Below are 22,797 nucleotides of genomic sequence, written 5' to 3'. Positions count from 1 at the left end.
TTTTCAAATAAAGCGTGCTCAACAAGCTGTGTGAAACGCCCGATCTGCAAAGCCGGGGTCGCACACCGCTATTGATGCTGAGTCTGATAACCCGGTTTGTGCATACTGAATTAAAGAATTACTTAACGACCACGACAATTTTGCCTACCTGACCATTCGCCTCCATATAGCGATGGGCGTCCGCGATATCTTCAAGCGGGAATGTTTTATCTATGACCGGCTTCAGTTTGCCGGAACGTAAGCCTTCGGTGACAAAGGACTTTGCGCGCGCCATTTTTTCTGGATCCGTTGTGATTTCAAACAGCTCATATCCACGCAGAGTGAGGTGTTTACCAAGAATATCAAAGACAGGCACAAGCATGTCGCGGCTGTCGAGCGCGCCATACTGGAAGAACATGCCCTGCGGCGCCATCGCCTGGGTCAGTTTGGCCACGTCCGGACCGCCGACGGGATCAAAAACGATATGCGCGCCTGTGCCGTCTGTCACTCGATTAATTTCCGCAACCAAATCCTGCTCGGCAGTGGCAATAACAGCGACGGCACCCGCTTTAAGAAGCATTTCGCGCTTTTCAGAAGTACGAGTCAGCGCAACAGGTTTTGCACCCAGCATGTTGGCTATCTGTATAGCAGCCAGCCCCACGCTGCTTGATGCTGCGCGGATCACCACATTCTGACCAGCCTGAAGATTGCCATATTCAACCAGCGCGCCATAAGCGGTGACATACATCATCCAGCTTGCGGCAGCCTCTTCGAAAGAGAGGTTTTCCGGGTGCTTCACCACCGCGTGAACAGGTGCATTAACCCGTTCACCGTACATGCCGTATTCATTGAACATAAATGACGGGATCACGCTGACAAAGTCGCCGCAGGCAAACCCTTCAACATGCTCACCGACAGCCTGAACGATGCCGGACGCTTCATAACCGAGACGCGCCGGAAATTCCGGCTCGATAACATACTGGCCGTTACGGTACATGATTTCAGCTCGGTTAAGACCAATCGCCTGTACGCGGATCTGCACTTCACCCGATGCTGGCGCAGGCACTGCTACATCAACAACTTCCAGCACTTCCGGACCACCCGTGCGGTTAAAGATAACGACTTTAGACATAATTTGTTCTCATCAGTTAGCAACACCCCTTCAGAAAATGTTGAAGGCGTGCCCGGTTCAGTTGCGAACAATTTACGCTGTTATAAACGCACCAAAAATAGCCGTCAGGGAACGTCAGAATTAATTATTCGCTACCAATCCGGCTGCCTGAGCGGATGTGTGTGGCCAGAACGTCACTGAACCAGTCGATAAACACGCGGACTTTTGGAGAGAGATAGCGCTTGTCTGGATACATCACTGATACGGGCTTAGACACCGAAGGATATTGAGTCAAAATCTCTTCAAGCGAGCCGGAAACGATATGGGGAGCAAGGGCGTCATAAGTGGCCTGGATAATGCCAAGGCCGGCCAGACCGCATGAGAGTAGTATATCGGAGTTATCAACCAGCAGGCTGCTTGCAGGGTGCCGCGACACGACGCTCCCGCCGTCGATAAACGTCCATTCCATCACGTCGCGACTGTGACCGTTAAAAAAGTTAACCGCCCGATGCTGCTCCAGATCCGCAAGTGTTTCCGGCCGCCCGTACTGTTGCAGGTAAGAGGGTGCCGCGCAGGTTACCATTCTGATATCACCAATGCGCCTGGAGATATAACTCGAATCCTGAAGCGCGCCCAGTCGAACAAGGCAGTCTATGCCTTCCGTAATCAAATCGGTTTTTCTGTCCGATGAAACCAGCACCACGTCAATATCCGGATAGCGTGTCTGGAAATGCTTGAGGTTTGGGATTAGTACGGCATGAGCCAGCGCCAGCGGAACATCCAGTCTGAGGCGCCCCCGGGGTGGAAGGGAGGGTGAAAAACTGGCCATCATGTCGTTTACTTCGGCCAGAACGTGCCTGGCATGATGATAAAACTCCTCACCTTCCGCCGTAACGCTCAGTTTGCGGGTTGTACGATGAATAAGTTTAACGCCGAGGTCGTCTTCTATCTGCTGAATCGCTTTACTCACGGTGGGGCGATGTATTTGAAGAATATCCGCGGCTTTTGTGAAGCTACCTTGCTCAACAACCTGTATGAAGATATTGAGGTATTCAATCATGTTGGAATGCACGCGATCACCTGACGTTATTTAGGGCGTTTTCTGCTGCCATTCTAAAGTACCCGGTTCTCACCGCATTAATCCTTTTCATTCACATAAAAATTTTCCTGCTGTCACAACAGCCGCTCTCAGCAAAAAGCGTGCTGGCGGAGTTCCCTGAGGCATGCACGCGCAGTAAAGCTGCAACTGGCAAGATTGATTCATCAAAACCGGGCGTAGACAGCCATTACACCCCTAAAGGGCGGCTCTGGCGGCAGACATGGATAAAGGGTCCAGAGGCAGCCAGAGTGCTCTGCATCAGTGTGTTGGGGAAGACGACGACTTTAATGGTAAACGTCCGCAATGAGCGAGAAGCGGACATACAATTGCGCTCACGTTTTCAATTATGCCATCTTAGGGAGCTTTAAATGGCCGAAAGTCTTTGGTAATGCCTGTAATAACAACGTTAAGCAATAGTTAATATGAGGAGTAATAATGCCTGGAATAACTCTCACATTGTCTGGTACTAAGAATGAAATGTTAACCAAAAAGTGCGTACTTTTAGCCACTCAAATTACGTGCGATGTATTAAAGAAAAATAGCTTTGAAACAATGGTTATAATGAGATATGTAGATAAAGATGACTGGTTTATTGATGGTAAGAGTTTGAATGAATGGGGGAAAAATTCGTTTAGACTTGAAGTTACAGTCGTAGATGAAACATGTAGCAAAGATCAGAAAGCGGCGTACCAAAAAGCAATTTACAATGCTATGGAACAAGCCATCGGTAACTTACATCCTCAGTCGAACGTGCACGTTATTGATTGCAAAGCTGCGTCATATGGATATACAGGGATAACCCAAGAATACAGGTATCAGCATAAAGAGGAGTTTTACTAAAAATAAGTCTGGCTGCTATACCGTTAATGTGTCGTATCTGGGTTTTACTCGCAAAACACTAACGTTCGCTTTTGGCACAGAGCGGACTGACACGCAGGCCAGTATCCGCTCTGAGCAAGGAGCGGGCCTCAGGTCTGGATATTTTTCCAACTATGGCTGGCTTATTAACTGTGAATATCTGTTCACCTTCAGATGTCATGGCTCACCTTAGCCCTCGCGTTGCTCTCTGGTCCCGAAAAGGTTTACGAGCAGGATCTGCCTATAATATTTACCAAACGACTGACGGGGGAAACAGATGTTTGAAGGGTTTACGCACACAAAAATAAGCGTTTCAGACGCGGAGCTTAATGTACGTTATGGCGGCAATGGGCCTCCCGTTTTGCTGTTGCACGGACATCCCCGTACCCACGTAACCTGGTCAAAAGTGGCCCCGGAGCTTGCCAAATCATTTACCGTTGTATGCCCTGATTTACGAGGTTTCGGCTGCTCATCTAAACCTGCCGACCAGCCTGATCATGCGGGTTCTTCTAAAAGAGCGAAGGCAAAAGATTGTGTTGAGTTGATGAGTCAGCTGGGTTTCGAACAGTTTGCGCTTGTTGGACATGACAGAGGAAGTTACACGGCCTACAGGGCCGCTCTTGACTATCCGGACCGAATCACACGTCTTGTCGTACTGGATTGCATCCCGATACTTGAAGCCCTCAACCGATGTAATGAGAAATTTGCCAGACAGTGGTATCACTGGTTCTTCTTTGCTCAACCAGAAAAACCAGAGCGAGCTATTCTGGCTGACCCGGACAAATGGTATGGAGGCCAGCCGGCCTCAATGGGAGATGAAGAGTACGTTGAATTCAGGCGAGCCATACAGGATCCGGAAACTGTACATGGGATGATCGAAGACTATCGCGCTGGTTTATCTGTTGATAAAGAGCATGAGCTTCAGGACCGTCAGATCGGGCGAGTAATTGAATGTCCGACTCTTTGCTTATGGTCAAAATATGATGACCTGGAAGATATATACGGCGACATAGTGGGCATCTGGAAAAACTGGGCACCAGACGTTCGAGGTAAAGCGATAGCCAGTGGTCATCATATGGCTGAAGAGGCCCCAGAAGAGGTGGTAGCCGAACTTCGGCTTTTCCTTTTACAACGAACTTTGCCGGCTCCTGTCTGTTAACGCGGAGAAATATCAGGTGCGAACGGTTCTTCTATTAACCTGCCCGAATGCCATTCATATATGTCAGCGAAAAGCGGACGTCACCTTTCGTAACGCAATGACTAAAAGGCGAACGAAAGGAATACGTCTGTTTTCATTAAAAAAACGGTTATACAGGCTATCTTAACGAGCGCGGCGAGCAGTAAACACAGCGTAGCGCTGCCGGCTGCGCCTGCCTGATGAAACCCTCTGCGTAGCACTGTCTGGAAAAAAATCAATAAATGTATCCTAAATGAAACTTTAAAAATGCCGATAGTAACGGTGATGTTCAATCACACCGGTAAATTGCTATGAAAGTTTCTGTCCGTCTCGCCATCGGTTTCAGCCTGATGGTGCTGCTGTTAGCCATCTGTACCGGCGTTGCGATTAATACGTTAAGCCACGCTCGCGAAGGTATGAATGACGTGGTTAACGTCAAAATGAAGAAGTACAAGCTTGCGCTTGATATGCGCGGAAACGTGCGCGATCTGGCCATTGCGGTGCGTAACCTGGCGTTGCTGACCGATCCTAAAGAGATGCAGCCTGAATGGGAGCGCGTGCAGAAGCAGAAAGCGCAGTTTGCCAGCAGCCTCGATGAGCTTTCGCGCATTATGCAGATTGATTCCACCCCTGCCGGGCGCGAAACCATGAAGCTGATAATCGAGCGCGAGAAAGTGGCAATGCCTGCGTTTGATAAGGCTGCTCAGCTTGGTCTACAGAACATGCAGGCTGAAGTCGTTCCTTATCTTATGAATGTCACGCGGCCGGCGCAGCGTGCGCTGCTGGATGCGCTGGGTACCATGACGGATATTCAGATGCAGAACGCCAGCGGTGCCGTGAAGAACAGCAGTGATGAAAGCCAAACGGCCTCGGTGATCCTCTTTATTCTGCTGGCCGTGTCTGTCCTGCTGGCCGCAGCCATCGGTTACCTGACCGTGCGGGTGCTGATGCGCCAGCTGGGCGGTGAACCTTCTCAGGCGCAGGCGCTGGCGGCCGCCATCGCGGGCGGCGATCTCACCACCCCGGTCATCCTGCGCCAGGGCGACAGTTCCAGCATGCTGGCATCGCTTGCACGAATGCAGAAGGGGCTTGCCGACATGGTTTCACAGATCAAAGACGCGTCCGCATCGGTTGCGCAGGCGTCTGACGAAATTGCCCGGGGTAACAGCGAACTTTCTGCCCGGACCGAGCAGCAGGCTGCGGCTCTACAGGAAACCGCTGCCAGCATGGAGCAGTTGACCGCCACGGTGCGAAGCAACACGGCGGGGGCCACCCATACGGCAGGCGCGGCGCGCGAGACCGTCAGCCTGGTCAGATGCGGTGAAGAAAACGTCCGAACGATGACGAAAACCATGGCTGACATCTCAGCCAGCGCGGCAAGGGTCGGGGAGATCACCGGAACCATTGAAAGTATTGCTTTCCAGACAAATATCCTCGCCCTCAACGCGGCGGTTGAGGCCGCGCGCGCAGGCGAGCATGGCCGCGGTTTTGCGGTAGTCGCCAGCGAAGTTCGCACGCTTGCTCAGCGCAGCGCAACGGCCGCCAGGGATATTAAAGGACTGATTGAAAGCGCCTCTGCGCTGGTCAGCCACGGAGTGACGGTGGCCGACGGTACGGCGGAGAATATTATGAGCGTTAATGCGCGGGTCAATGAACTGGCGGGAGCCATGGACGAAATCGCGCTGGCGTCAAATGAGCAGATGCAGGGTATTTCTCAGGTAACCATCGCTGTCGGCCAGATGGACGGCGTGACGCAGAGCAACGCCGCTCTGGTAGAAGAGTCCTCAACGGCCTCGCAATCACTGGCTGAGCAGGTACACGCGCTGCGAGGCATGGTAGAAACGTTTAAAGTCTGATAAACGCCCCGTCACCGTGACGGGGTGATAGCAATTTTAAACCTGCCGTCTGCTATATTCTTAAGTAATTCTTATGCGTAACCGGAGTAGTGGCTTCTTGAATCAGTCATCAGATAATTTATCTTCACCGCTGATGGGGACATCGCTTGGCCGAAGCCTGGCGTTGTTTTTACTCGTTACTGCCCTGGCAATCATGAGTATTAACGCCTGGTCGCTCTGGAATGACTGGCGTCTCAAGCTCAGCGAACGGGAAGAAGAAGCACGTAATCTTTCCGTGTCCCTTGCTAAGCAGGCAGAAGATGCGTTCCTGCAGGTGGACATCACTCTTACTGATGCCGTCAGACAGCTTGTGCAGAACGGTCCGGGATATGCTTCAACGTCAGCATTTAAAACGCAAATCCATGAGCAGCAGGGAAAGCTTCCCCAGCTGCACGGCTTGTTTATTTATGACAGCCAGGGTAACTGGGTTGCGACGTCAGGCAGTTACGTGCCTTCAAATGCCAGCAATGCCGATCGGGACTACTTTATCTGGCACCGCACGCATAATGATACGGATATTCATATCAGTCGCGTAATACGAAGCCGCTCAACGGGCGACCTGGTTATACCGGTATCGGTCCGGCTGAACGATGCCGCCGGCAATTTTGCTGGCGTCGCACTGGCCACCGTGAAGGTGGACTATTTCCGGCAATTTTACAGCTACTACAGCCTGGGCGAGCGGGATATGCTGGCGCTTATCCTTGCCGACTCATCCGTACTCTACATTCGTCCTTTGCCTGATTCTTTTATTAACCGCAGCCTTTCCTCAAGCCCGTTATTCAAGAGCGTGCTCAAAGTATCTGACAGCGGCAGTGCGACGTGGCGCTCGGCACTTGACGGTGTAGAACGGATTTTTGGCTACGCCCGGCTTGAGCGGTACCCGCTGATTGTGACGGCAGGTTATGACCGGGACGCAGCCCGTGCTGAGTGGATAGCGGAAAACCTGGTGGATCTGGCACTTAATATTGTGCTGCTGCTTATCATCACCGGGATGGGTTTTTTTATGCTGAGGCAGGTAAGAGTCAACCTGAAAAATCAGCTGGAGCTGACGCTGGTCAGGGATGAACTCACCAGCATTAACCATACGCTTCAGTCACTGGCCCTGGTGGATGGGCTGACAGGGCTGGCTAACCGCAGGCAGTTTGATGCGCTGCTGGAAAAAAATCTGGAACGCTCCGCTAAATCAGATCAACCTCTCTCACTGATTATGATGGATATCGATTACTTCAAGCGCTACAACGATACCTACGGGCATGTAACGGGCGATCAGTGTCTGAGACATGTCGGTGTTGCTCTGAAGAGCGTTATCCATCGCAGCGACGATATAGTGGCTCGTTACGGTGGTGAGGAGTTCGCTATCATTCTGCCAAATACCAGCCCGGCAGATGCGCTGAAAGTGGCGCAACGGGCGGTGCAGGCCGTGTCCGATGCCGGACTGGCGCATAAAGCGACAGCAGTACCGGGCGGGATCGTGACTATCAGCGCCGGGTGCGGGACGATAACCGCCAGAGGCGATGCCAGTGAGACCGAAAGACTTAAAGAGCAGGCTGACAACGCGCTTTATCACGCCAAGCGAAACGGAAGAAACCGCGCCGTCAGCGGACACAGTCAGCCCGAACGGCAGCAGATGTGAGTCTGGCGCATGGGTCGGCTGCAAAGCTGTTTGACTGTTTCAATCCGGCAGCCAACCACAACCTACAGGTTTTATACTGATTTCCATATAGCGCAGTTCAGCCTTCGCGCAAGAAGACATGTACATGTCTTCTTGCAACAGTATAAAACCATTACTTTTTTTGCCTCTCAGGCACAGCAAGTCTGATTTCTATAGCTTCTTACTATAGGTTTTCATCTGCCAGTCTCTGATAGTTGCCAGAGAGTTCGAAAGCACATCCATTACGACCCGGAGCGGCAACGTCCGCTTCTGGCACAAAGCGGACAGACGCGCAGGCCTGGGTCCGCTCTGAGCGATAAGGGGACGTCATGCTTGAATTTGAACGGGCATGCTAAGTTAGATGTGTGCTAAATTCATGATTGTGAAGGGATATTTTTCTCAAAGGCTTTATATCCATCTTCAATAGTAGGGATAATTTGTACCATTTCAAAATAAGGCCTGGTTATCAGTTCCGAGTCCCTGAGCCGCTCAATAGTGAAATAAAACGCCTGCATGTCTTCTGCCTGGAACATGGCGACATCTGTACAGTTTGTGGTAAATGCTTCCGCGTCGAACATTCTTAGCGTTACTGTACTGTCGGATAGAACGGAAGATAACACACTATCAGCAATCCGATTTCTTTCAGAGCGCTCCAGACGGAGCCATTCCTGTGTCGTCTTGAGTAAAACAAAAACGGTGATCATAAATACCTCATGTAGTGAATATTTATGACGTTACCATGCTTCTCGATGGGAAATTCATCCCGATTTATCTAATTAGTAACAAAGCTTTATGGATGATCAGGGCACAGAGCCGTGACCTGCTCCCTGTAGTGCAACACAGCATGATGTAAGCAACGTCCGCTTCTGGCACAGAGCGGACGTTTAATTAAGCGTCAGAATGACATTCAGGCCGGAAGAAATTCATCAGGATTGAAAGTTCTTCAGCCCTCTTTAGCGATGATTATTCTTTGCATTCTCTGAGATATTTATAAACTGTCGTGCGGCCTAGTGACAGCACACCGGCAATATAATCGGCTGCATTTTTTGCGCGAAATGCGCCTTCTTTATGCAGGCTCTGAACCACCTTTTTTTTCTGTTCTCGCGTGAGCGCGCTGAGCGACGTATTTTCTCGCCGTATCCATTCATGAAGAAAGGTATTGATATTTTCCTGCCAGTCATCCCGAAAAAGTTGTTCTGGCTGAGGCTGAAGTCGCGTGACCGAAAGAAACATTTCAAGGGCATTTCTGGCCTCTTCAAATACCGCCGTACTGAGGTTAATACACAGCAGGTAGCCCGGGCTTTCTCCATCCCCCGTTGCAATTGTGACGGAGCGCATTTTTTTCCCGTCCCAGTTAAGCTTTTCATAGGGACCCGTTACCGGCGCCAGTGGGTCTTGTTCTAAATCGTCCAGACCAGCATCATCACCCGGCTTACGCTTTGACAAGTTATTGGCAATGTAGGCTACTGTGCCGGCTTCAACATCGTGGATTACAACTTCCACGCTGGGAAAGAAAAGCGCGGCAATACCGTCTGCAACTGATTTCAGCAATCGCAGTTGTGCATTGTCCTTGTCCGGGCCGGGCTTCTTTACCATTTCTTATCCTCATTCAGTGCCGTTCAGGCAGATTTGTATCCTGCTGCTTTTTCAGATGCGTACTTTATCACGTTACGCCTGAAGCAGGCTCCCGCGTCAGGTATGCAGGGCTGCATCCCAGCGAATGTATCTCTCGCATCATGGCGAGCCTATACCATGCAGCCTGAGACCTAATCTACTCTGGCTGGCCTGCCTGACAAAATCGTCTTGTAAACAAATAGTGCATAATGTACTTTTTAGTTCACTACCTATCACAAGCCAACTATTTTGCAGGCCCAACAGGAAAACATATGCATCCTACAGGTATTCCGGTTATTACCGCGGAGCAGACCGCAGATATCCTCAGACATATTGATGTCAGAGAGGCCATGCGCCGCGTATTTACGAGCCTTGCGCACGGGCAGGCCGTACAGCCAGCGCAGAAGGTTGTTTTGCTGCCTGATTGCCGGGGAGATTTCATTAACTATTTTGGCGTGGACATGTCCCGCCAGCTGCTCGGTGCGAAAATATCGCCTTACCTTGTGACAGAGCAGAAGCCGGTAATTACCGCGTGGACGCTGCTGATGTCTACGGCAGACGGTATGCCACTAATGCTGTGCGACGCTTCCCTCCTGACAACAGAGCGAACGGCGGCAACGACAGCCCTGGCTGTTGAGCTACTGGCACCAGCAGAGGCGCAGATACTGACCATCATCGGTACGGGACCCGTTGCCCGCGCGCATCTCCGTCATGTTCTGACGCTGCGCAACTGGAAAGAAATCCGGGTCTGGAGCCGGAGCGGCCTACAGACAGCAGAGTCAATCAGCAGTGAGGCCGGGATACCAGAGGGGCTGCTGAAAGTCTGCGGAAGCGCAGAAGAAGCGGCAAAAGATACGGATGTTCTGATGCTATGCACCTCATCGGCAACGCCGGTAATTGATGTGAAGCGGCTGACCCGCCCCTGCCTGATTACGTCCATCAGCACGAACGCGCCGGGCGCGCACGAGGTGTCTCCTCAGGCGCTGCTGGAAATGGATGTTTACTGTGATTACCGGCAAACCACACCCGCTCATGCAGGTGAGATGGTGATTGCGGCCCGCGAAACCAGCTGGACCGCCGAGAGTATTCGTGGGGACTTGCCGGAACTGGTTACAGGAAATGCCGTCAAGCCGTTTTACAAACGACATGTATTTTTCCGTTCCCTGGGGCTGGGGCTGGAAGATGTCGCTATCGCGGACAGCGTGCTGTCTTTTCTCAGAAAACAGGATAAATAACATGAAAATCAGACCGTTTGGCGTTGAGCAGTGGATGAATGAGTGGGAAACGCGCTGCGAATATAATCTTGCCGAAACCTGCGTTGAATCCCTGACTATGCAGCAACTGCTGGCTATGACGGGGAAAACCCGGGAGGTTCTGGATGAGATGCTGAACATCAAAATGACATACGGGCATATCACGGGTTCAGAGCGACTGCGTCAGCTCATTTCTGAGCAGTACAGCCAGCAGTCGGCCGAAAACATTCTCATTACACATGGCGCAATCGGTGCTAATGCCCTGATTTATGAAACGCTGGTTGAACCGGGCGATACGGTAATTTCCGTTCTGCCAACTTACCAGCAGCATTATTCCATTCCGGCAAGCTACGGTGCCGATGTCAAAATTTTACCTCTCCGCGAGGAGAATGGCTTTCTGCCGGATGTGATTGAGCTGAAATCCCTTATTGACGATAAAACAAAGCTCATTGCCATCAACAACCCCAACAATCCGACCGGGGCGCTGATAGACGAAGCACTGCTGCGCGAGATTGTGGAAGTCGCGCGTTCAGCAGGCGCCTGGCTGCTCTGTGATGAAGTCTATCGTGGCACTGACCAGCACGGTGACGGTTACACCGCGGCCATGGCGGATTTGTATGAAAAGGGGATCAGTACGGCCAGCATGTCTAAAGCGTACTCCCTGGCCGGGCTGCGTCTGGGCTGGATCGCTGGTCCCGTTGCGTTACTGAAAGACGTTGAAATACATCGCGATTATAATACGGTCAGCGTGGGCGTTCTCGATGATTACTTTGCCACCCTGGCTCTGGAAAATCGTGACAAGATACTGGCCCGCAACCAAAAAATGTTACGTGATAACCTGATGACGCTGGATACGTGGGTTAATAATGAACCCCTGGTTAGTTATGTGAAACCTCGTGCTGGTACTACGGCTCTGCTGAAATACGATCTGCCGGTCAGCTCACGAGAGTTTTGTGTCCGCCTGCTGGAGCGTTACGGTGTCATGTTTACGCCTGGTGAGGCGCTGGATATGGAAGGGTATCTGCGCATAGGTTTCGCCAATAACAGTGAAGTCATGAAGCAGGGCCTGGCTCTGGTCAGTCGATTTATCCGGGAGCTTTCAGAAGAAAACCGATAAAAAAAATACTCCGCCTTTGTCCCCTTAACCGGCGGAGCAGCCTTCCCTCGCCATTCCAGCGGGGCTTTTAAACGAGATGACGGGTAACCGGAGCTGAATATGAAAATCAGAGGTATCACACTGTCTGTATTGCTGGTTCTGGGGGTAACGCAGACTCTGCATGCTGAAGTTTCTCAAAATATCCGTATAGGTACGGAACCTGCCTATGCACCCTTTGAATCTAAAAATGCTCAGGGCGAGGTGGTGGGTTTTGATATTGATCTGGCAAAAGAGTTATGTACGAGGATAAAGGCAAAATGCACCATCGTTCAAACTGAGTTCGATGCACTCATACCTTCGCTAAAAGCCCGAAAGATTGATGCCATTGTTGCTGCTCTCTCCATCACGCCAAAGCGCCTCAAAGAGATAGACTTTACAGACAAACTCTACAGCGCCAATGCGCGACTGATTGCGCCGAAGGGCAGTAAAATTCAGCCTGATCCTGCATCCCTTCAGGGTAAAAGCGTGGGGGTACAGCAGGGCACAATTCAGGAGGTCTATGCAAATCGATACTGGGCGCCGAAGGGTGTGAATGTTGTTGCCTATCAGGCGCAGGACCAGGTTTACTCTGACCTGACTGCCGGTCGCCTGGATGCGGCGTTCCAGGACGAAACCGCAGGCAGCTATGGTTTCCTCAGGCAGAATGCAGGTAAAGCCTATGAGTTTGCCGGGCCAGCAGTAAAAGATAATGAAATTTTTGGAGTAGGAACGGGCATCGGGCTGCGAAAAGGCGACAAGACTATGCAGGACGCTTTCAACTCGGCGCTTGCTGAGATGATCAAAGACGGAACCTATCAGAAAATTGCCGCTCGCTACTTCGATTTCGATATTTATGGTAAATAACTTTTCAGCGCGTCAGTCAGGCACTGGCGCGCTGTTCTCTTCCTGCTGAGCTGCATGGACAATGTATGAAAACGATACGAACGGAACTTCCTAATCTGGTTTCCGGACAGCCCCTTTTTCTGGAAAGCCGTTCGTTTGGTGAAACAGGTAGGGGACGTCGCGCTTATATTCAGGCCGGACTTCACGCCGATGAGCATCCGGGGATTCTTGTTATACAGCACCTGGTCGCAATGCTGGATGACTATGAAAAACAAGACAGAATCCTGGGAGAAATTACGCTTGTTCCACTCGCTAATCCCGTTGGCATGATGCAGAACGTTCTGGGTTACTGGGCAGGCCGTTTCGATCTGTCCAATGGCGAGAACTTTAACCGGAACTTTCCCGATCTCAGCCAGGCGCTTGAAAAACGGCTTCTTGCTGGCGAAACCGATCCCGCCCTTATGTTACAGCAGTCTCTGGCTGATACTGTACCGACGGACACGGTCGGGCAGATGAAGCATCTACTGCTGACCGAAGCTCTGAAGCACGATCTGGTGCTTGATCTTCACTGTGATACTGACGCCGTCCTCCACCTCTATACCAACCGGTTACATACCGAACGCGCACGGAAACTAGCCCAGGCTCTGGGAGCTGACGTCATATTTGTTGAGGACTTTGCCGGGGGACAACCATTTGATGAAGCCATTTTCAGAGTATGGAAATGGTTCTGCGACAGGGAGTTGCTCGGGTCTCAAACAGTTCCTTTCTCTGTAACCGTTGAGCTGCGCGGTCAGGCCGATGTCAGTGATGTACTGGCAAAGCAGGATGCAGAGGCGATTATTGCCTTTCTGGCGAATGAGGGGATTATTTCAGCGCAGCCTGCCATTTCTGTAAATCTCACGCGGATAAAAGTTTATCCTCTTGAAGGAGCCAGCCACCTTCAGGCGCCTGCCAGCGGTATCCTGGCCTGGCTGAAAAAACCAGGCGATACCGTTACCAGTGGGGAACACCTTGCTGACATTGTCTCTGTCAGTGACGGACAGCGGACTCCCGTATACAGTAATGTCAATGGTGTCATGGTAGCGCGACCGGTCATGAAGATGATCAGAGCAGGGCAACGCGTTGCACTTCTGGCCGGCAGTGACCGTCTTAACGACCGTCAGGATGGTAACTTGCTCAGGCATTTCTGAACGGGACAAAGGACATGCAACTCAGACTGTAGAAATCGACCAAGGCGGCGTCATCGGGAGTTGATCATCGGTTTGAGGCGCCGTGAACTGTTATAAGCGAAAGCGGAGAGTGGCATCTGCCGGTGAAATTTTCTTAAAACATGGGCGAATAGCGAGGCTCATTTTTTTATTTTCCCGGTTATCCAGGCTTTTTTATAACGTGCTGGTGGAATACCCACAAGGTTATTAAAAATACGATGAAAGTTATTGACGTTATCGTATCCCACTGCGTTTGCCACTTCCGTTACGCCTAAATCAGTGCTTAACAATAAGTTTTGCGCTTCGCCTATGCGGCGACGCGTTTGATATTGTTTCGGTGAGTAACCTGAATAAGCTTTAAATACATGCGCCAGATAAAAATGGTTCATATTCATTACGGTAGTGATCGTGCTTAACGCAATATCTTCTTTATAATGACTATCGATATAGTCTTTAATGCGCTGTCCCAATAGTAGACTGCTGCTTTCCTGCTGCGATTTGTTTTCCGTCCAGATAGTTCGACATAACAACAATAGTACACTTAATAAGTTATCCGCAATTTCAGCCGCATATAACCGCTTACTGTTAACGTGGAACCACATTTGATCAAAGAGCTGACAAATTTCATCGTAAAGTTCACCGCAAGGCATGACCGCAGGCTGCGAACCTGTAGTGAGAACATTCATCGGTAACCCGTCAATTTTTAATTGTTCAACCCCGCAGCTGAATATTAATAAATCCTCAGATGGCGCCGGACATTCATCATGCAGTACGTTTGCGTTGAACAACAGGATGTCACCTTGCTTTACGTGGAAAGTACGTCCGTCAATATTGTAGGTACCACTGCCGGTACGGATAAACATCAGTTCAAAACGGTCGTCATGTTTATGCATGACGCGAGGAATCGCTTCATCTTTACCTTCAGCTCTACAGATGAAGCTCAGGCGCGGTCGCAAGCCATTATCGAAGCCACGGGCAGAAGAAGATTCGTTGCGGCTGAAGGTGATCATCATGCCTCCTCTTGGGATAGCGCTATTCTTACATGACTACAGGCGAAGGTAATCATCAATGTTGCTTTTTCTAACTTTTTAAGTCAATGATAATTATATGTTTTTAATTATTACTCAGGGTGCGACTCCTCATTATTGTTATTTCCCTGCCACAAAGCGGGAAAGCTTGATCGGCTTCACAAGATTATTCAGCAAAAAACGGTGTTTATTGCACAAATAAACCTCCCCCACAGAAAAGGTAAAACCCATATCATTAATGTGGAGATTATTTCAGGGAAACACCAGTTATCATCAAAGTTGCTGCCCTGAACCTGGCCTGAATGCCTTGAAAAAGGACGTTGAGGAATGAATTTTAAAATCATCTTCATTCTTGCCATGTCAATGTAAAAGATTATTGCCGTGATATTGATCACTGTAATGTATGTTTATTTTTCCGAATTTATGATCGCCAGCACGATGTGAGATCGTGAAAATAAAAGCATCTGGTTTTTTATTTTCACTTTAATATAACGTTGTTGCAACGATAAAGGGTAGCAGCGGGGCAGACTGCACGGGAAAATAACATCGCTTTAAAAACCCTGGTTTAATTATGACAATACTAAGCTTTAGACTTTCTTAGATGAAGTTTTAATCTGACCATTAAAATGGCTTGCAACGGTATTCCCTTACAACCAGATGGAACAGCTATGTATAACAAAACTAACCTGCAAAACCCTCAGCGCATGCGGTTAATCACTATCGTCTCGACAATAGGTGGTTTATGCTTCGGTTATGATACCGGCGTTATTTCCGGCGCGCTTATATTCATGAAGTATGATTTAAACCTGACACCCGCTCAGGAGGGGCTTATCACCTCGTTCCTGTTATTTGGTGCAGCCTTAGGCTCACTTTTTGGCGGCTATTTATCAGACAAACAAGGGCGTCGTAAAAACCTGCTATGGGTTGCTGTTATTTTTGTTTTTGGCGCGCTTGGCACCGCCTTTGCCTGGAGTGTTTCGTCAATGATTGCGGCGCGCTTTATTCTCGGTTTAGCTGTGGGCTGCGCTTCCGTTACGGTTCCAATTTATATTTCCGAGCTGGCACGCGCTAACCAACGAGAACGATTAGTAACGGTAAATGAACTGATGATTGTCACGGGTCAGTTCCTTGCTTATTCCGTTAACGCCGCCATTGTGAATTTTTATCCCGAAACCCAGCATAACTGGCGCATCATGCTGGCCATTCCTGCATTGCCAGGCGCACTGTTATGGTTTGGTATGTTAATGATGCCGGAATCACCACGTTTCTTTATTCGTCGCGGTGAAACTGACAAAGCTGTCAAAGTATTAAGAACCCTTCGTTTGCCGCAGGATGTAGATCGCGAAGTTAAAGAGATCCAGCAAATCGTACAAGCAGATAAGCTGAAGTTTAATCTTTTTGCTGAACTGAAAAACCGCTGGGTAATTAATCTGGTGCTAACGGGTTTAATGATTGTACTGGCAACGCGTGTTACAGGTGTGAATACCATCATGTATTACGCGCCAACGGTATTAAAAGCAACCGGCTTAGGCGATGCTGCCGCTGTAACCGGCGCGGTAGCCAACGGCATTATTTCGGTTTTAGCAACCTTGCTCGGCATGGCGCTCATCGGCAGACACTCGCGGCGTAAAATGTTTTTCACCGGTCAGGCAGGCGTTACCCTGAGCCTGTTATTGATTGGTCTGGCATTTAAATATTTTTTCCACACTGAAAGCGTTAATGGTATCGAAACGCTGGTTGCGAATTTCTCCGGCGCTCCTTATGTCATTCTTGGCTTGATGCTGGTGTTTCTGGTGTTTATGCAAGGCTGGATAGCACCGGTTTTTTGGCTAATGCTGGCGGAAATTTATCCCTTAAGAATGCGTGGCGTCGGTATGGGATTTGCGGTATTCGGCTTATGGATCTTCGATTTTATTATCCAGTCAATTTTCCCGTTTCTGCTGAGCCATTACGGTGGTGGCATGACTTTCGGTTTCTTCGGCGCAACCAATATCATTATGCTAATTCTGCTAATCAGATATTTGCCGGAAACGCGTGGACTTACGTTAGAACAGATTGAAAAGACATTTCGCTTTTAGCAACTAAGGAATAACAGATGACTGTTAAAATTGGCTTGATTGGCCTGGGTATGATTGGCCGGGATCACCTTAAACGTTTTCAGAATGTGATTACTGGCGCTCAGGTTAGCGCAGTATGCGATATAAACCAGACAACCGCTGATGTGATTGCCAGCGAATATAATGCAACAGCATTTTATGATGCTGAAGAGATGATAAATTCCGAACTGGTGGATGCGGTTTTCATTTGCTCCATTGGTCCGGTACATAAAACACAAATTCTGACGGCATTCCGTGCGGGCAAACCGGTATTTTGCGAAAAGCCATTAACGCCCACGGCTGATGAATCGAAAGAGATCGTTGACGCAGAAGTGAAAGCCGGTAAACGTTTACTGCAATTAGGCTTCATGCGTCGCTTTGATCCTGGATATCAGGCGCTGAAACAGGCGATCGATGGCAGTGAGCTCGGTGACATTATGCTGATTCACTGCGCGCATCGTAATCCTTCGGTGCCAGAAAGTTACACGCTTGAAATGGCGGTGAACGATTCGGCTACGCATGAAATTGACATTATTCGTTATCTGCTCAACGAGAACATTACCTCCGTGCGCGTTGATAAGCCGAGAAAGAAAACTCGCCGTGCGCTGCCGCACCTGCAAGACCCGCTGATCGTCATTTTTGAGACTGAATCAGGCGTACGCATTGATGACGAGCTGTTTGTGAACTGCCATTACGGCTATGACATTCGCTGCGAAGTGGTTGGTGAAAACGCCACGGCTGCACTGACTGAGCAGCAGGTGATCAGTACACGTTCAAATAGCGGCAATGCGCAGCATATCGCACAATCCTGCATGGAACGTTTCGCCACGGCATATGACCGTGAAGTGCAACATTTTGTCGACAACGTACGTGACAGACGTGAAATGAGCGGCCCATCTTCATGGGATGGTTACGTGGTAGCCCTTGTGTGCGATGCCGGGTTAGCGTCGCTAAAAGATGGTGCGAAACACAATGTGGTTATTCCACAGCAGCCTGCGCTTTATCGTTAACAGACAACATTTTGCGACATCAGTAAGGAATTAAACATGTTGAAATTAACTGAAGATGCGCTGCATTTACAGTGCCGCGCAGCGAGCAAAAATGAAGCCATACATATTGCCGCCGCCGCCCTGGAAAAGGCCGGTTATGTAAGACCCGGTTTTGTACAAGGCATGTTAGCGCGCGAGCAAAAGGTTTCGACATATATCGGTGCAGGTATTGCCTTCCCACATTGCGCGAAGGAGAACCTTGACCAGGTGATTAAAACCGGTTTTCAGGTGTTTCAGTTTCCTGGTGGCGTAGGCTGGGGCGCAGGCAAAGTAGTATTTATCATGGTTGCTGTAGCGGCAATCGAAAATGAACACATTCAGGTATTAGCGGCTATTGCGGATTTATTAGGTGATGAAGTTAAAACCACCCTGTTAGCCAATGCAAAAACCAAAGCCGGATTTATTGACCTGTTTGAAAGAGCGTAATGAACGCGGCAGATAAAGGATTAAAAATGAAACTTGCATTATGTACTGACGTTCTGGCTGATTTAGCTTTTCCGGCCATGCTGGATAAAGTAAAGAGTTATGGAATTAGCGGTGTTGAAATGACTGCTGGCGGCTGGTCGCCTTGTCCCCATGTCAAAACCGAAGAATTACTCTCCTCCGCTGAAAAACTTGAGCAGTTTAAGCAGGAATTAGCCGAGCGTGAAATGCGCATTGTGGCGCTAAATTGTTCTGGCAATCCATTAGCCCCAGGTGAACTGGGCGAAACCCATACAAGAAGTAGCTATCGTGCAGTTGAGCTGGCAGGCACGCTGGGTGTTAAAAAGATTGTGATGATGAGCGGCTTGCCGGGTGGCGGACCAGAAGATCGCGTGCCGAACTGGATTACGTCGACTATTTCATGGCCGGACTACATGCCAGGCGTAATCGACTATCAATGGAATGAGGTGGCGATTCCCTGGTGGAAGAAGTTTGTGCAGCATGCTAAGCGGCACGGCATTGAACAGATCGCCATTGAAGAATTTCCGTGTCAGCTGGTTTATAACCCCTCTACATTGCTGCGCCTGCGTAATGCAGTGGATGACATGATTGGCATTAACCTCGATCCTTCGCATCTGATTGCGATGGGTGCCGATCCCATCGCTGCTGCCCGTAAACTTGAGGGCGCAGTATTCCACGTGCACGGTAAAGATGCGCGTATCGAGCGTGGGCTGGCCGACATCGATGGTCTGTTGGAATATCAACCAGTCACTAATACGAAAACACGGACCTGGAATTATGTGGCGGTGGGGTGCGGACAAGATCTGAAATGGTGGAAAGAGTTCTTTTCAGTATTACGTATGACTGGCTATGACGGTGATGTTTCACTGGAAATGGAAGACCTGACGATGAGCGTAGAAGCTGGATTACAAACCTCAATCGATGCCTTAAACGCCACCCTGAGCCGCTAAGACATTGTGCCTGTCATAAATAAGGCAAATGCATACCTGTATCCTTAGACAGGGGCGAGTCGCTTTCAAAGCGATTCGCCCCAACATTTATTGTCAGCTTCTGGAACAGAGCAGACTGACACGTTCGGGAATGTCCGATAAGAGCGAAAAGCGGGCGTCAAATTGATAGCGACAGGAAAGAATTTCCACATTAAACATAACAACCCTGTTGTGAATCCGAACAATCGTGGCTATAAAAACAGCAAGATAACTCATTGAATGCATCAAAAACTCAGGAGACATTTTGCAGCTAACTACCTCTCGACTGCATCTTCGTCCTGTAAATACCTCAGACGCAGATAACCTTTTCAGAATTTATGGCGACCCTGCCACAAATACATTTAATCCCGCAGGTCCGTATCCTGATATTGATTATGCCCGCGATGTTTTGGCTCGCTGGCTTAAACACTGGGAGGATTACGGTTTCGGAAACTGGGCTATCTCGCTGAAAGATGATCCGGAAAGGATCATCGGTTTTGGTGGTCTGACTATCCGCACTTATGCCGACATCCCTGTCAATAACCTGGGATATCGTTTCTCCTTTGAGTCATGGGGAAAAGGTCTGGCGACAGAGTTTGCTAACTTCGCGGTCAGCTACGGGTTTAATAAGCTCAAAATGCCTGAGATCTCTGCCGCAGTAAGAGCAAATCATCTGGCATCTCAGAAGGTCCTGACGAATGCCGGACTTCGGTATGTACGGGACATTCATGATGTGAAAAAAGCGCCTGCCAGCATGTTGTTTACACTGACCCACACCGAATGGGACAAAAAGTCAGGGTAGGGGGCTACCGAATGCCTTTTTACATAAGCCTACCTGGGCGCAACGCCTGAGAGGCCCTCAGCGCGTTTCTGACGCGGGCGGGCTTTCCCTGATTCAAATCTTGCAAACTATTCCTGCCGACTTCTGCGCGACTGCATGGCTATGTAAAGAGTAAATGGCGGGCGGTTAAACGACACTTCTGCAACCCATCGCCCATCTAAGCATAATTTGACCAAAGATTGGCTGAGTGTGATTTGCTCATTCTACGTCTGGCACCAGGCGGGGCAGACATACAGTCCGCCATGAGCGTAAAGCGGACATATTCTCATTATGCTTTGCCGCCTGGATGACCTTGCCAGGTAAACATGAGAAGGGGCTTTTAAATGTAGATTGATCGATCTACAATTCATTCTCACTTCTGGAGGATTAAATGAAAGCATCAGTTGGCAGACCCAGAGAATTCGACCCAGAGACATTTCTCAGTATTGCGCTGGAATGCTTCTGGCAGAAAGGATATCGGGCAACATCAATGTCAGATCTCATGAAAGCATCTGGTCTTGCCAGCGCCAGTATCTATAAGCTCTACCCTGATAAACACGCAATCTATCTCGCGGCGTTACAACAATATATGGATGAAAGTGTTTCGAGAGGAGCTGAACGCGATGTGAAGTTATCTCCAGAAAATGCATTGCGCGAAATGCTTGAATTTGTGGCGCTTTTATCATCATCTTCTCATGGAGAAAAAGGTTGTTTTACTATTGCCGCGGCCAGTGAACTTCTACCGGGCGATGAAGAGGTAAAAATTAAGGTACATTATAAATTCAACTCAATAATCAATAAGTTGGAAAAAATAATATACACAGGCCAGACGCAAAAAATCTTTCGACGCGATGATAGCGCACGAACAATAGCCCAGACCATTTTTATGATGCTGGAAGGGATGCGAGTTTACGGAAAAATTCAGCCTGAAATTGACGATCTCAAAAAGTGTAACGAGTTCATTATCAGATCGGTGCTTTTAAACAGAAATGTTGATGCGAAAGAGCTTTCGAGAAAGGCATCAATATGACTGGAGTTGGCACAATTGTTCGGCGTCGAAAAAGAAGAAAAACAATGGTTGTGCTCGAATGTGAAAATGGCATGGCCTTATGCGGTTGGATCGATAACGGAAAGTTTTTCAAAAGACGATTTCCGCTGTCTCAACTAAAGATATGTGCGCCTTACTCAAATTTTTGGCCTCTTATTTGAAGCGGCGGAATGCCCCTTTTCGAATGCCTGATACTGATGTCCGCATTTGGCTCAGAGCGGAATGAGCACAGGCCAGGGTCCGCTCTGAGCGAAAAGCAGATGTTTCTTCAAAAGAGCGCGCCATGACAGGCGCGCCATTGGGTGTAGGAATGGATAGTAGATGATGAGGTTTGCCCTGCTTTTTAGAAAAAGGTCATGCCTTTAATATTTCGTATTTCTTCATTTTGTTCCAGAAAACCCCGCTAAGTGCATAATCAGACCCGCTATTGCCGCGGCGGCAATGACATGCGTCACTTTCCATTTATAGCGGAAAAGCGCGACAGCCGAAGCAACGGCGATGGCTGCGGCCCACAGGTCAATACCGCCAGCGGCGCCTGCTGGCCAGACAATATGCCAGAAAAAAAAGAGAGCCAGATTGAAGATGACGCCCACTACGGCAGCAGTAATGGCCGTCAGAGGAGCCGTAAAACCGACATTGTTATGGGTGGTTTCAATAAACGGTCCGCCTGCCAGAATAAAGATGAACGATGGCAAAAAGGTAAACCACGTTACGAGGCAAGCGGCGATGGCGCCTCCCAAAAAAAGGGCATCCGCTCCAGACACGGCTTTTGTATAACCGCCCACGAAGCCTACAAAGGTTACGACCATGATCAATGGGCCGGGGGTCGATTCACCCAGCGCCAGGCCATCCATCATCTGACCCGCTGTCAGCCAGCCATAATGCGTTACTGCGCCCTGGTAAACGTAAGGCAAAACTGCATAGGCGCCGCCGAACGTCATTAGCGCGGCTTTAGTGAAGAACCAGCTCATCTGCGTCACTGGATGGGCCCATCCCAGCATCAGCGTCAGCGCGGTCATGGGAATTAGCCACAGCAGCACGCCAGCAGCAATAACTTTTGCCATACGTTTCCAGCTAAAGACAGCATGCGCTGGCAGCGGCGTATCATTGTCAATGATAGCCGCCCCGTAATCTTCACCCTGGGCTTTATGGCCGCCACCGGCCTTGAACTTGTCCGGCGCTATACGCCCGCCGATAAACCCGGTAACCGCGGCGACCAGTACAATCAGCGGAAAGGGTACGTTCAGAGCAAAAATAGCGACAAATGCCGCGGCGGCTATCGCCCAGTGAGCGCTATTTTTCAGGGCGCGGGAGCCAATTCGATGCGCGGCCTGTAGCACGATCGCTGCAACGGCGGGTTTAATTCCCTACAAAATAACCCCCCCTACGGCTATATCGCCCCAGGCGATATAAATCCAGCCCAGCGCAATCAGAATCAGCAGCGATGGCAAAATGAAAAGCAGACCGGCAATGATTCCGCCCCAGGTTTTATGCATCAGCCAGCCGATGTACGTTGCCAGC

Annotated in this window: 19 protein-coding genes and 1 pseudogene; 14 read left to right on the top strand and 6 right to left on the bottom strand. The window is 49.6% G+C overall.

Translation table 11 applies throughout. The annotated features are described in order from the left end of the window. Window positions 1-118: 118 nt before the first annotated feature. Together BBB56_RS21040 and BBB56_RS21035 are read right to left on the bottom strand one after the other, a co-directional pair. Window positions 119-1,111 carry a zinc-dependent alcohol dehydrogenase family protein gene (locus BBB56_RS21040; RefSeq protein ID WP_123802873.1) on the bottom strand — a complete coding sequence of 331 codons (993 nt, stop codon included), beginning with the start codon at window positions 1,109-1,111 and terminating at the stop codon, window positions 119-121. 124 nt (window positions 1,112-1,235) lie between these two features. Continuing rightward, on the bottom strand, window positions 1,236-2,150 hold the full coding sequence (locus BBB56_RS21035) for a LysR family transcriptional regulator (protein ID WP_123802907.1): 915 nt from the start codon (window positions 2,148-2,150) through the stop codon (window positions 1,236-1,238). A 474-nt stretch (window positions 2,151-2,624) separates the two neighbouring features. On the opposite strand from BBB56_RS21035, the gene BBB56_RS21030 reads away from it, so the two are divergent. From BBB56_RS21030 to BBB56_RS21015, 4 genes are all read left to right on the top strand, one after another. Beyond that, window positions 2,625-3,029 (top strand): tautomerase family protein, encoded by a 405-nt coding sequence (locus BBB56_RS21030; RefSeq protein WP_123802872.1) that lies wholly within the window; start codon window positions 2,625-2,627, stop codon window positions 3,027-3,029. Window positions 3,030-3,324: 295 nt separating this feature from the next. After that, window positions 3,325-4,206: an alpha/beta hydrolase gene (locus tag BBB56_RS21025; RefSeq protein WP_123802871.1), complete on the top strand. Its 882-nt coding sequence runs from the start codon at window positions 3,325-3,327 to the stop codon at window positions 4,204-4,206. A gap of 329 nt (window positions 4,207-4,535) precedes the next feature. Next, window positions 4,536-6,080 carry a methyl-accepting chemotaxis protein gene (locus BBB56_RS21020; protein ID WP_123802870.1) on the top strand — a complete coding sequence of 515 codons (1,545 nt, stop codon included), beginning with the start codon at window positions 4,536-4,538 and terminating at the stop codon, window positions 6,078-6,080. Between the two features lie 133 nt (window positions 6,081-6,213). Further along, window positions 6,214-7,752, top strand: a complete 1,539-nt coding sequence (locus BBB56_RS21015) for a sensor domain-containing diguanylate cyclase (RefSeq protein WP_123802906.1) — start codon at window positions 6,214-6,216, stop codon at window positions 7,750-7,752. Between the two features lie 392 nt (window positions 7,753-8,144). Here the strand turns inward: BBB56_RS21015 and BBB56_RS21010 are convergent, their stop codons facing one another. Both BBB56_RS21010 and BBB56_RS21005 read right to left on the bottom strand, forming a co-directional pair. Next, window positions 8,145-8,474 (bottom strand): darcynin family protein, encoded by a 330-nt coding sequence (locus BBB56_RS21010; protein WP_123802869.1) that lies wholly within the window; start codon window positions 8,472-8,474, stop codon window positions 8,145-8,147. Window positions 8,475-8,733: 259 nt separating this feature from the next. After that, window positions 8,734-9,366: a helix-turn-helix transcriptional regulator gene (locus tag BBB56_RS21005; RefSeq protein ID WP_123802868.1), complete on the bottom strand. Its 633-nt coding sequence runs from the start codon at window positions 9,364-9,366 to the stop codon at window positions 8,734-8,736. A gap of 290 nt (window positions 9,367-9,656) precedes the next feature. Here BBB56_RS21005 and BBB56_RS21000 point away from each other — a divergent pair, with 290 nt between their 5' ends. The 4 genes from BBB56_RS21000 (at window position 9,657) to BBB56_RS20985 (ending at window position 13,805) form a co-directional block, all read left to right on the top strand. Next, window positions 9,657-10,619, top strand: coding sequence for an ornithine cyclodeaminase family protein (locus BBB56_RS21000; protein ID WP_123802905.1), 963 nt, complete (start codon window positions 9,657-9,659; stop codon window positions 10,617-10,619). Between the two features lies 1 nt (window position 10,620). Continuing rightward, complete coding sequence (locus BBB56_RS20995; protein ID WP_123802867.1) at window positions 10,621-11,754, top strand: aminotransferase; 1,134 nt, start codon at window positions 10,621-10,623, stop codon at window positions 11,752-11,754. Between the two features lie 99 nt (window positions 11,755-11,853). Beyond that, window positions 11,854-12,636: a lysine/arginine/ornithine ABC transporter substrate-binding protein gene (locus BBB56_RS20990; RefSeq protein WP_123802866.1), complete on the top strand. Its 783-nt coding sequence runs from the start codon at window positions 11,854-11,856 to the stop codon at window positions 12,634-12,636. Window positions 12,637-12,701: 65 nt separating this feature from the next. After that, on the top strand, window positions 12,702-13,805 hold the full coding sequence (locus BBB56_RS20985) for a succinylglutamate desuccinylase/aspartoacylase family protein (RefSeq protein ID WP_123802865.1): 1,104 nt from the start codon (window positions 12,702-12,704) through the stop codon (window positions 13,803-13,805). Between the two features lie 158 nt (window positions 13,806-13,963). Here BBB56_RS20985 and BBB56_RS20980 read toward each other — a convergent pair whose 3' ends face one another. Next, complete coding sequence (locus tag BBB56_RS20980) at window positions 13,964-14,836, bottom strand: AraC family transcriptional regulator (protein ID WP_233593079.1); 873 nt, start codon at window positions 14,834-14,836, stop codon at window positions 13,964-13,966. A 683-nt stretch (window positions 14,837-15,519) separates the two neighbouring features. Between BBB56_RS20980 and BBB56_RS20975 the strand changes: the two genes are divergently transcribed. The 6 genes from BBB56_RS20975 (at window position 15,520) to BBB56_RS20950 (ending at window position 21,258) form a co-directional block, all read left to right on the top strand. Next, window positions 15,520-16,929 (top strand): sugar porter family MFS transporter, encoded by a 1,410-nt coding sequence (locus tag BBB56_RS20975; protein WP_123802864.1) that lies wholly within the window; start codon window positions 15,520-15,522, stop codon window positions 16,927-16,929. 17 nt (window positions 16,930-16,946) lie between these two features. Beyond that, window positions 16,947-17,957 (top strand): Gfo/Idh/MocA family protein, encoded by a 1,011-nt coding sequence (locus tag BBB56_RS20970; RefSeq protein WP_123802863.1) that lies wholly within the window; start codon window positions 16,947-16,949, stop codon window positions 17,955-17,957. A gap of 36 nt (window positions 17,958-17,993) precedes the next feature. After that, window positions 17,994-18,422: a PTS mannitol transporter subunit IIA gene (locus BBB56_RS20965; RefSeq protein ID WP_123802862.1), complete on the top strand. Its 429-nt coding sequence runs from the start codon at window positions 17,994-17,996 to the stop codon at window positions 18,420-18,422. Window positions 18,423-18,448: 26 nt separating this feature from the next. Continuing rightward, window positions 18,449-19,390: a sugar phosphate isomerase/epimerase family protein gene (locus tag BBB56_RS20960; RefSeq protein WP_123802861.1), complete on the top strand. Its 942-nt coding sequence runs from the start codon at window positions 18,449-18,451 to the stop codon at window positions 19,388-19,390. A gap of 283 nt (window positions 19,391-19,673) precedes the next feature. Then, window positions 19,674-20,210: a GNAT family N-acetyltransferase gene (locus BBB56_RS20955; RefSeq protein WP_123802860.1), complete on the top strand. Its 537-nt coding sequence runs from the start codon at window positions 19,674-19,676 to the stop codon at window positions 20,208-20,210. A 409-nt stretch (window positions 20,211-20,619) separates the two neighbouring features. Next, window positions 20,620-21,258, top strand: a complete 639-nt coding sequence (locus BBB56_RS20950) for a TetR/AcrR family transcriptional regulator (RefSeq protein ID WP_123802859.1) — start codon at window positions 20,620-20,622, stop codon at window positions 21,256-21,258. Between the two features lie 398 nt (window positions 21,259-21,656). Here the strand turns inward: BBB56_RS20950 and BBB56_RS20940 are convergent. Further along, window positions 21,657-22,797, bottom strand: a pseudogene (locus tag BBB56_RS20940) (chromate transporter); the annotation flags it as partial.

Origin of the sequence: Candidatus Pantoea deserta, assembly GCF_003813865.1 — a bacterium.
GTDB lineage: Bacteria > Pseudomonadota > Gammaproteobacteria > Enterobacterales > Enterobacteriaceae > Pantoea > Pantoea deserta.
Note: the sequence above shows the minus strand (reverse complement) of the source record. Positions and strands in the feature narration are given on the sequence as shown.

What these genes read in the sequence shown, in the direction of transcription:
- BBB56_RS20965 (WP_123802862.1), top strand. Translation starts at nt 17,994, where the DNA reads ATGTTGAAATTAACTGAAGATGCGCTGCATTTACAGTGCCGCGCAGCG.
- BBB56_RS21020 (WP_123802870.1), top strand. Translation starts at nt 4,536, where the DNA reads ATGAAAGTTTCTGTCCGTCTCGCCATCGGTTTCAGCCTGATGGTGCTG.
- BBB56_RS20950 (WP_123802859.1), top strand. Translation starts at nt 20,620, where the DNA reads ATGAAAGCATCAGTTGGCAGACCCAGAGAATTCGACCCAGAGACATTT.
- BBB56_RS20980 (WP_233593079.1), bottom strand. Translation starts at nt 14,836, where the DNA reads ATGATGATCACCTTCAGCCGCAACGAATCTTCTTCTGCCCGTGGCTTC.
- BBB56_RS20975 (WP_123802864.1), top strand. Translation starts at nt 15,520, where the DNA reads ATGTATAACAAAACTAACCTGCAAAACCCTCAGCGCATGCGGTTAATC.
- BBB56_RS21010 (WP_123802869.1), bottom strand. Translation starts at nt 8,474, where the DNA reads ATGATCACCGTTTTTGTTTTACTCAAGACGACACAGGAATGGCTCCGT.
- BBB56_RS21025 (WP_123802871.1), top strand. Translation starts at nt 3,325, where the DNA reads ATGTTTGAAGGGTTTACGCACACAAAAATAAGCGTTTCAGACGCGGAG.
- BBB56_RS21000 (WP_123802905.1), top strand. Translation starts at nt 9,657, where the DNA reads ATGCATCCTACAGGTATTCCGGTTATTACCGCGGAGCAGACCGCAGAT.
- BBB56_RS20960 (WP_123802861.1), top strand. Translation starts at nt 18,449, where the DNA reads ATGAAACTTGCATTATGTACTGACGTTCTGGCTGATTTAGCTTTTCCG.
- BBB56_RS21035 (WP_123802907.1), bottom strand. Translation starts at nt 2,150, where the DNA reads ATGATTGAATACCTCAATATCTTCATACAGGTTGTTGAGCAAGGTAGC.
- BBB56_RS20995 (WP_123802867.1), top strand. Translation starts at nt 10,621, where the DNA reads ATGAAAATCAGACCGTTTGGCGTTGAGCAGTGGATGAATGAGTGGGAA.
- BBB56_RS20970 (WP_123802863.1), top strand. Translation starts at nt 16,947, where the DNA reads ATGACTGTTAAAATTGGCTTGATTGGCCTGGGTATGATTGGCCGGGAT.
- BBB56_RS21040 (WP_123802873.1), bottom strand. Translation starts at nt 1,111, where the DNA reads ATGTCTAAAGTCGTTATCTTTAACCGCACGGGTGGTCCGGAAGTGCTG.
- BBB56_RS20985 (WP_123802865.1), top strand. Translation starts at nt 12,702, where the DNA reads ATGAAAACGATACGAACGGAACTTCCTAATCTGGTTTCCGGACAGCCC.
- BBB56_RS21005 (WP_123802868.1), bottom strand. Translation starts at nt 9,366, where the DNA reads ATGGTAAAGAAGCCCGGCCCGGACAAGGACAATGCACAACTGCGATTG.
- BBB56_RS21030 (WP_123802872.1), top strand. Translation starts at nt 2,625, where the DNA reads ATGCCTGGAATAACTCTCACATTGTCTGGTACTAAGAATGAAATGTTA.
- BBB56_RS20990 (WP_123802866.1), top strand. Translation starts at nt 11,854, where the DNA reads ATGAAAATCAGAGGTATCACACTGTCTGTATTGCTGGTTCTGGGGGTA.
- BBB56_RS21015 (WP_123802906.1), top strand. Translation starts at nt 6,214, where the DNA reads ATGGGGACATCGCTTGGCCGAAGCCTGGCGTTGTTTTTACTCGTTACT.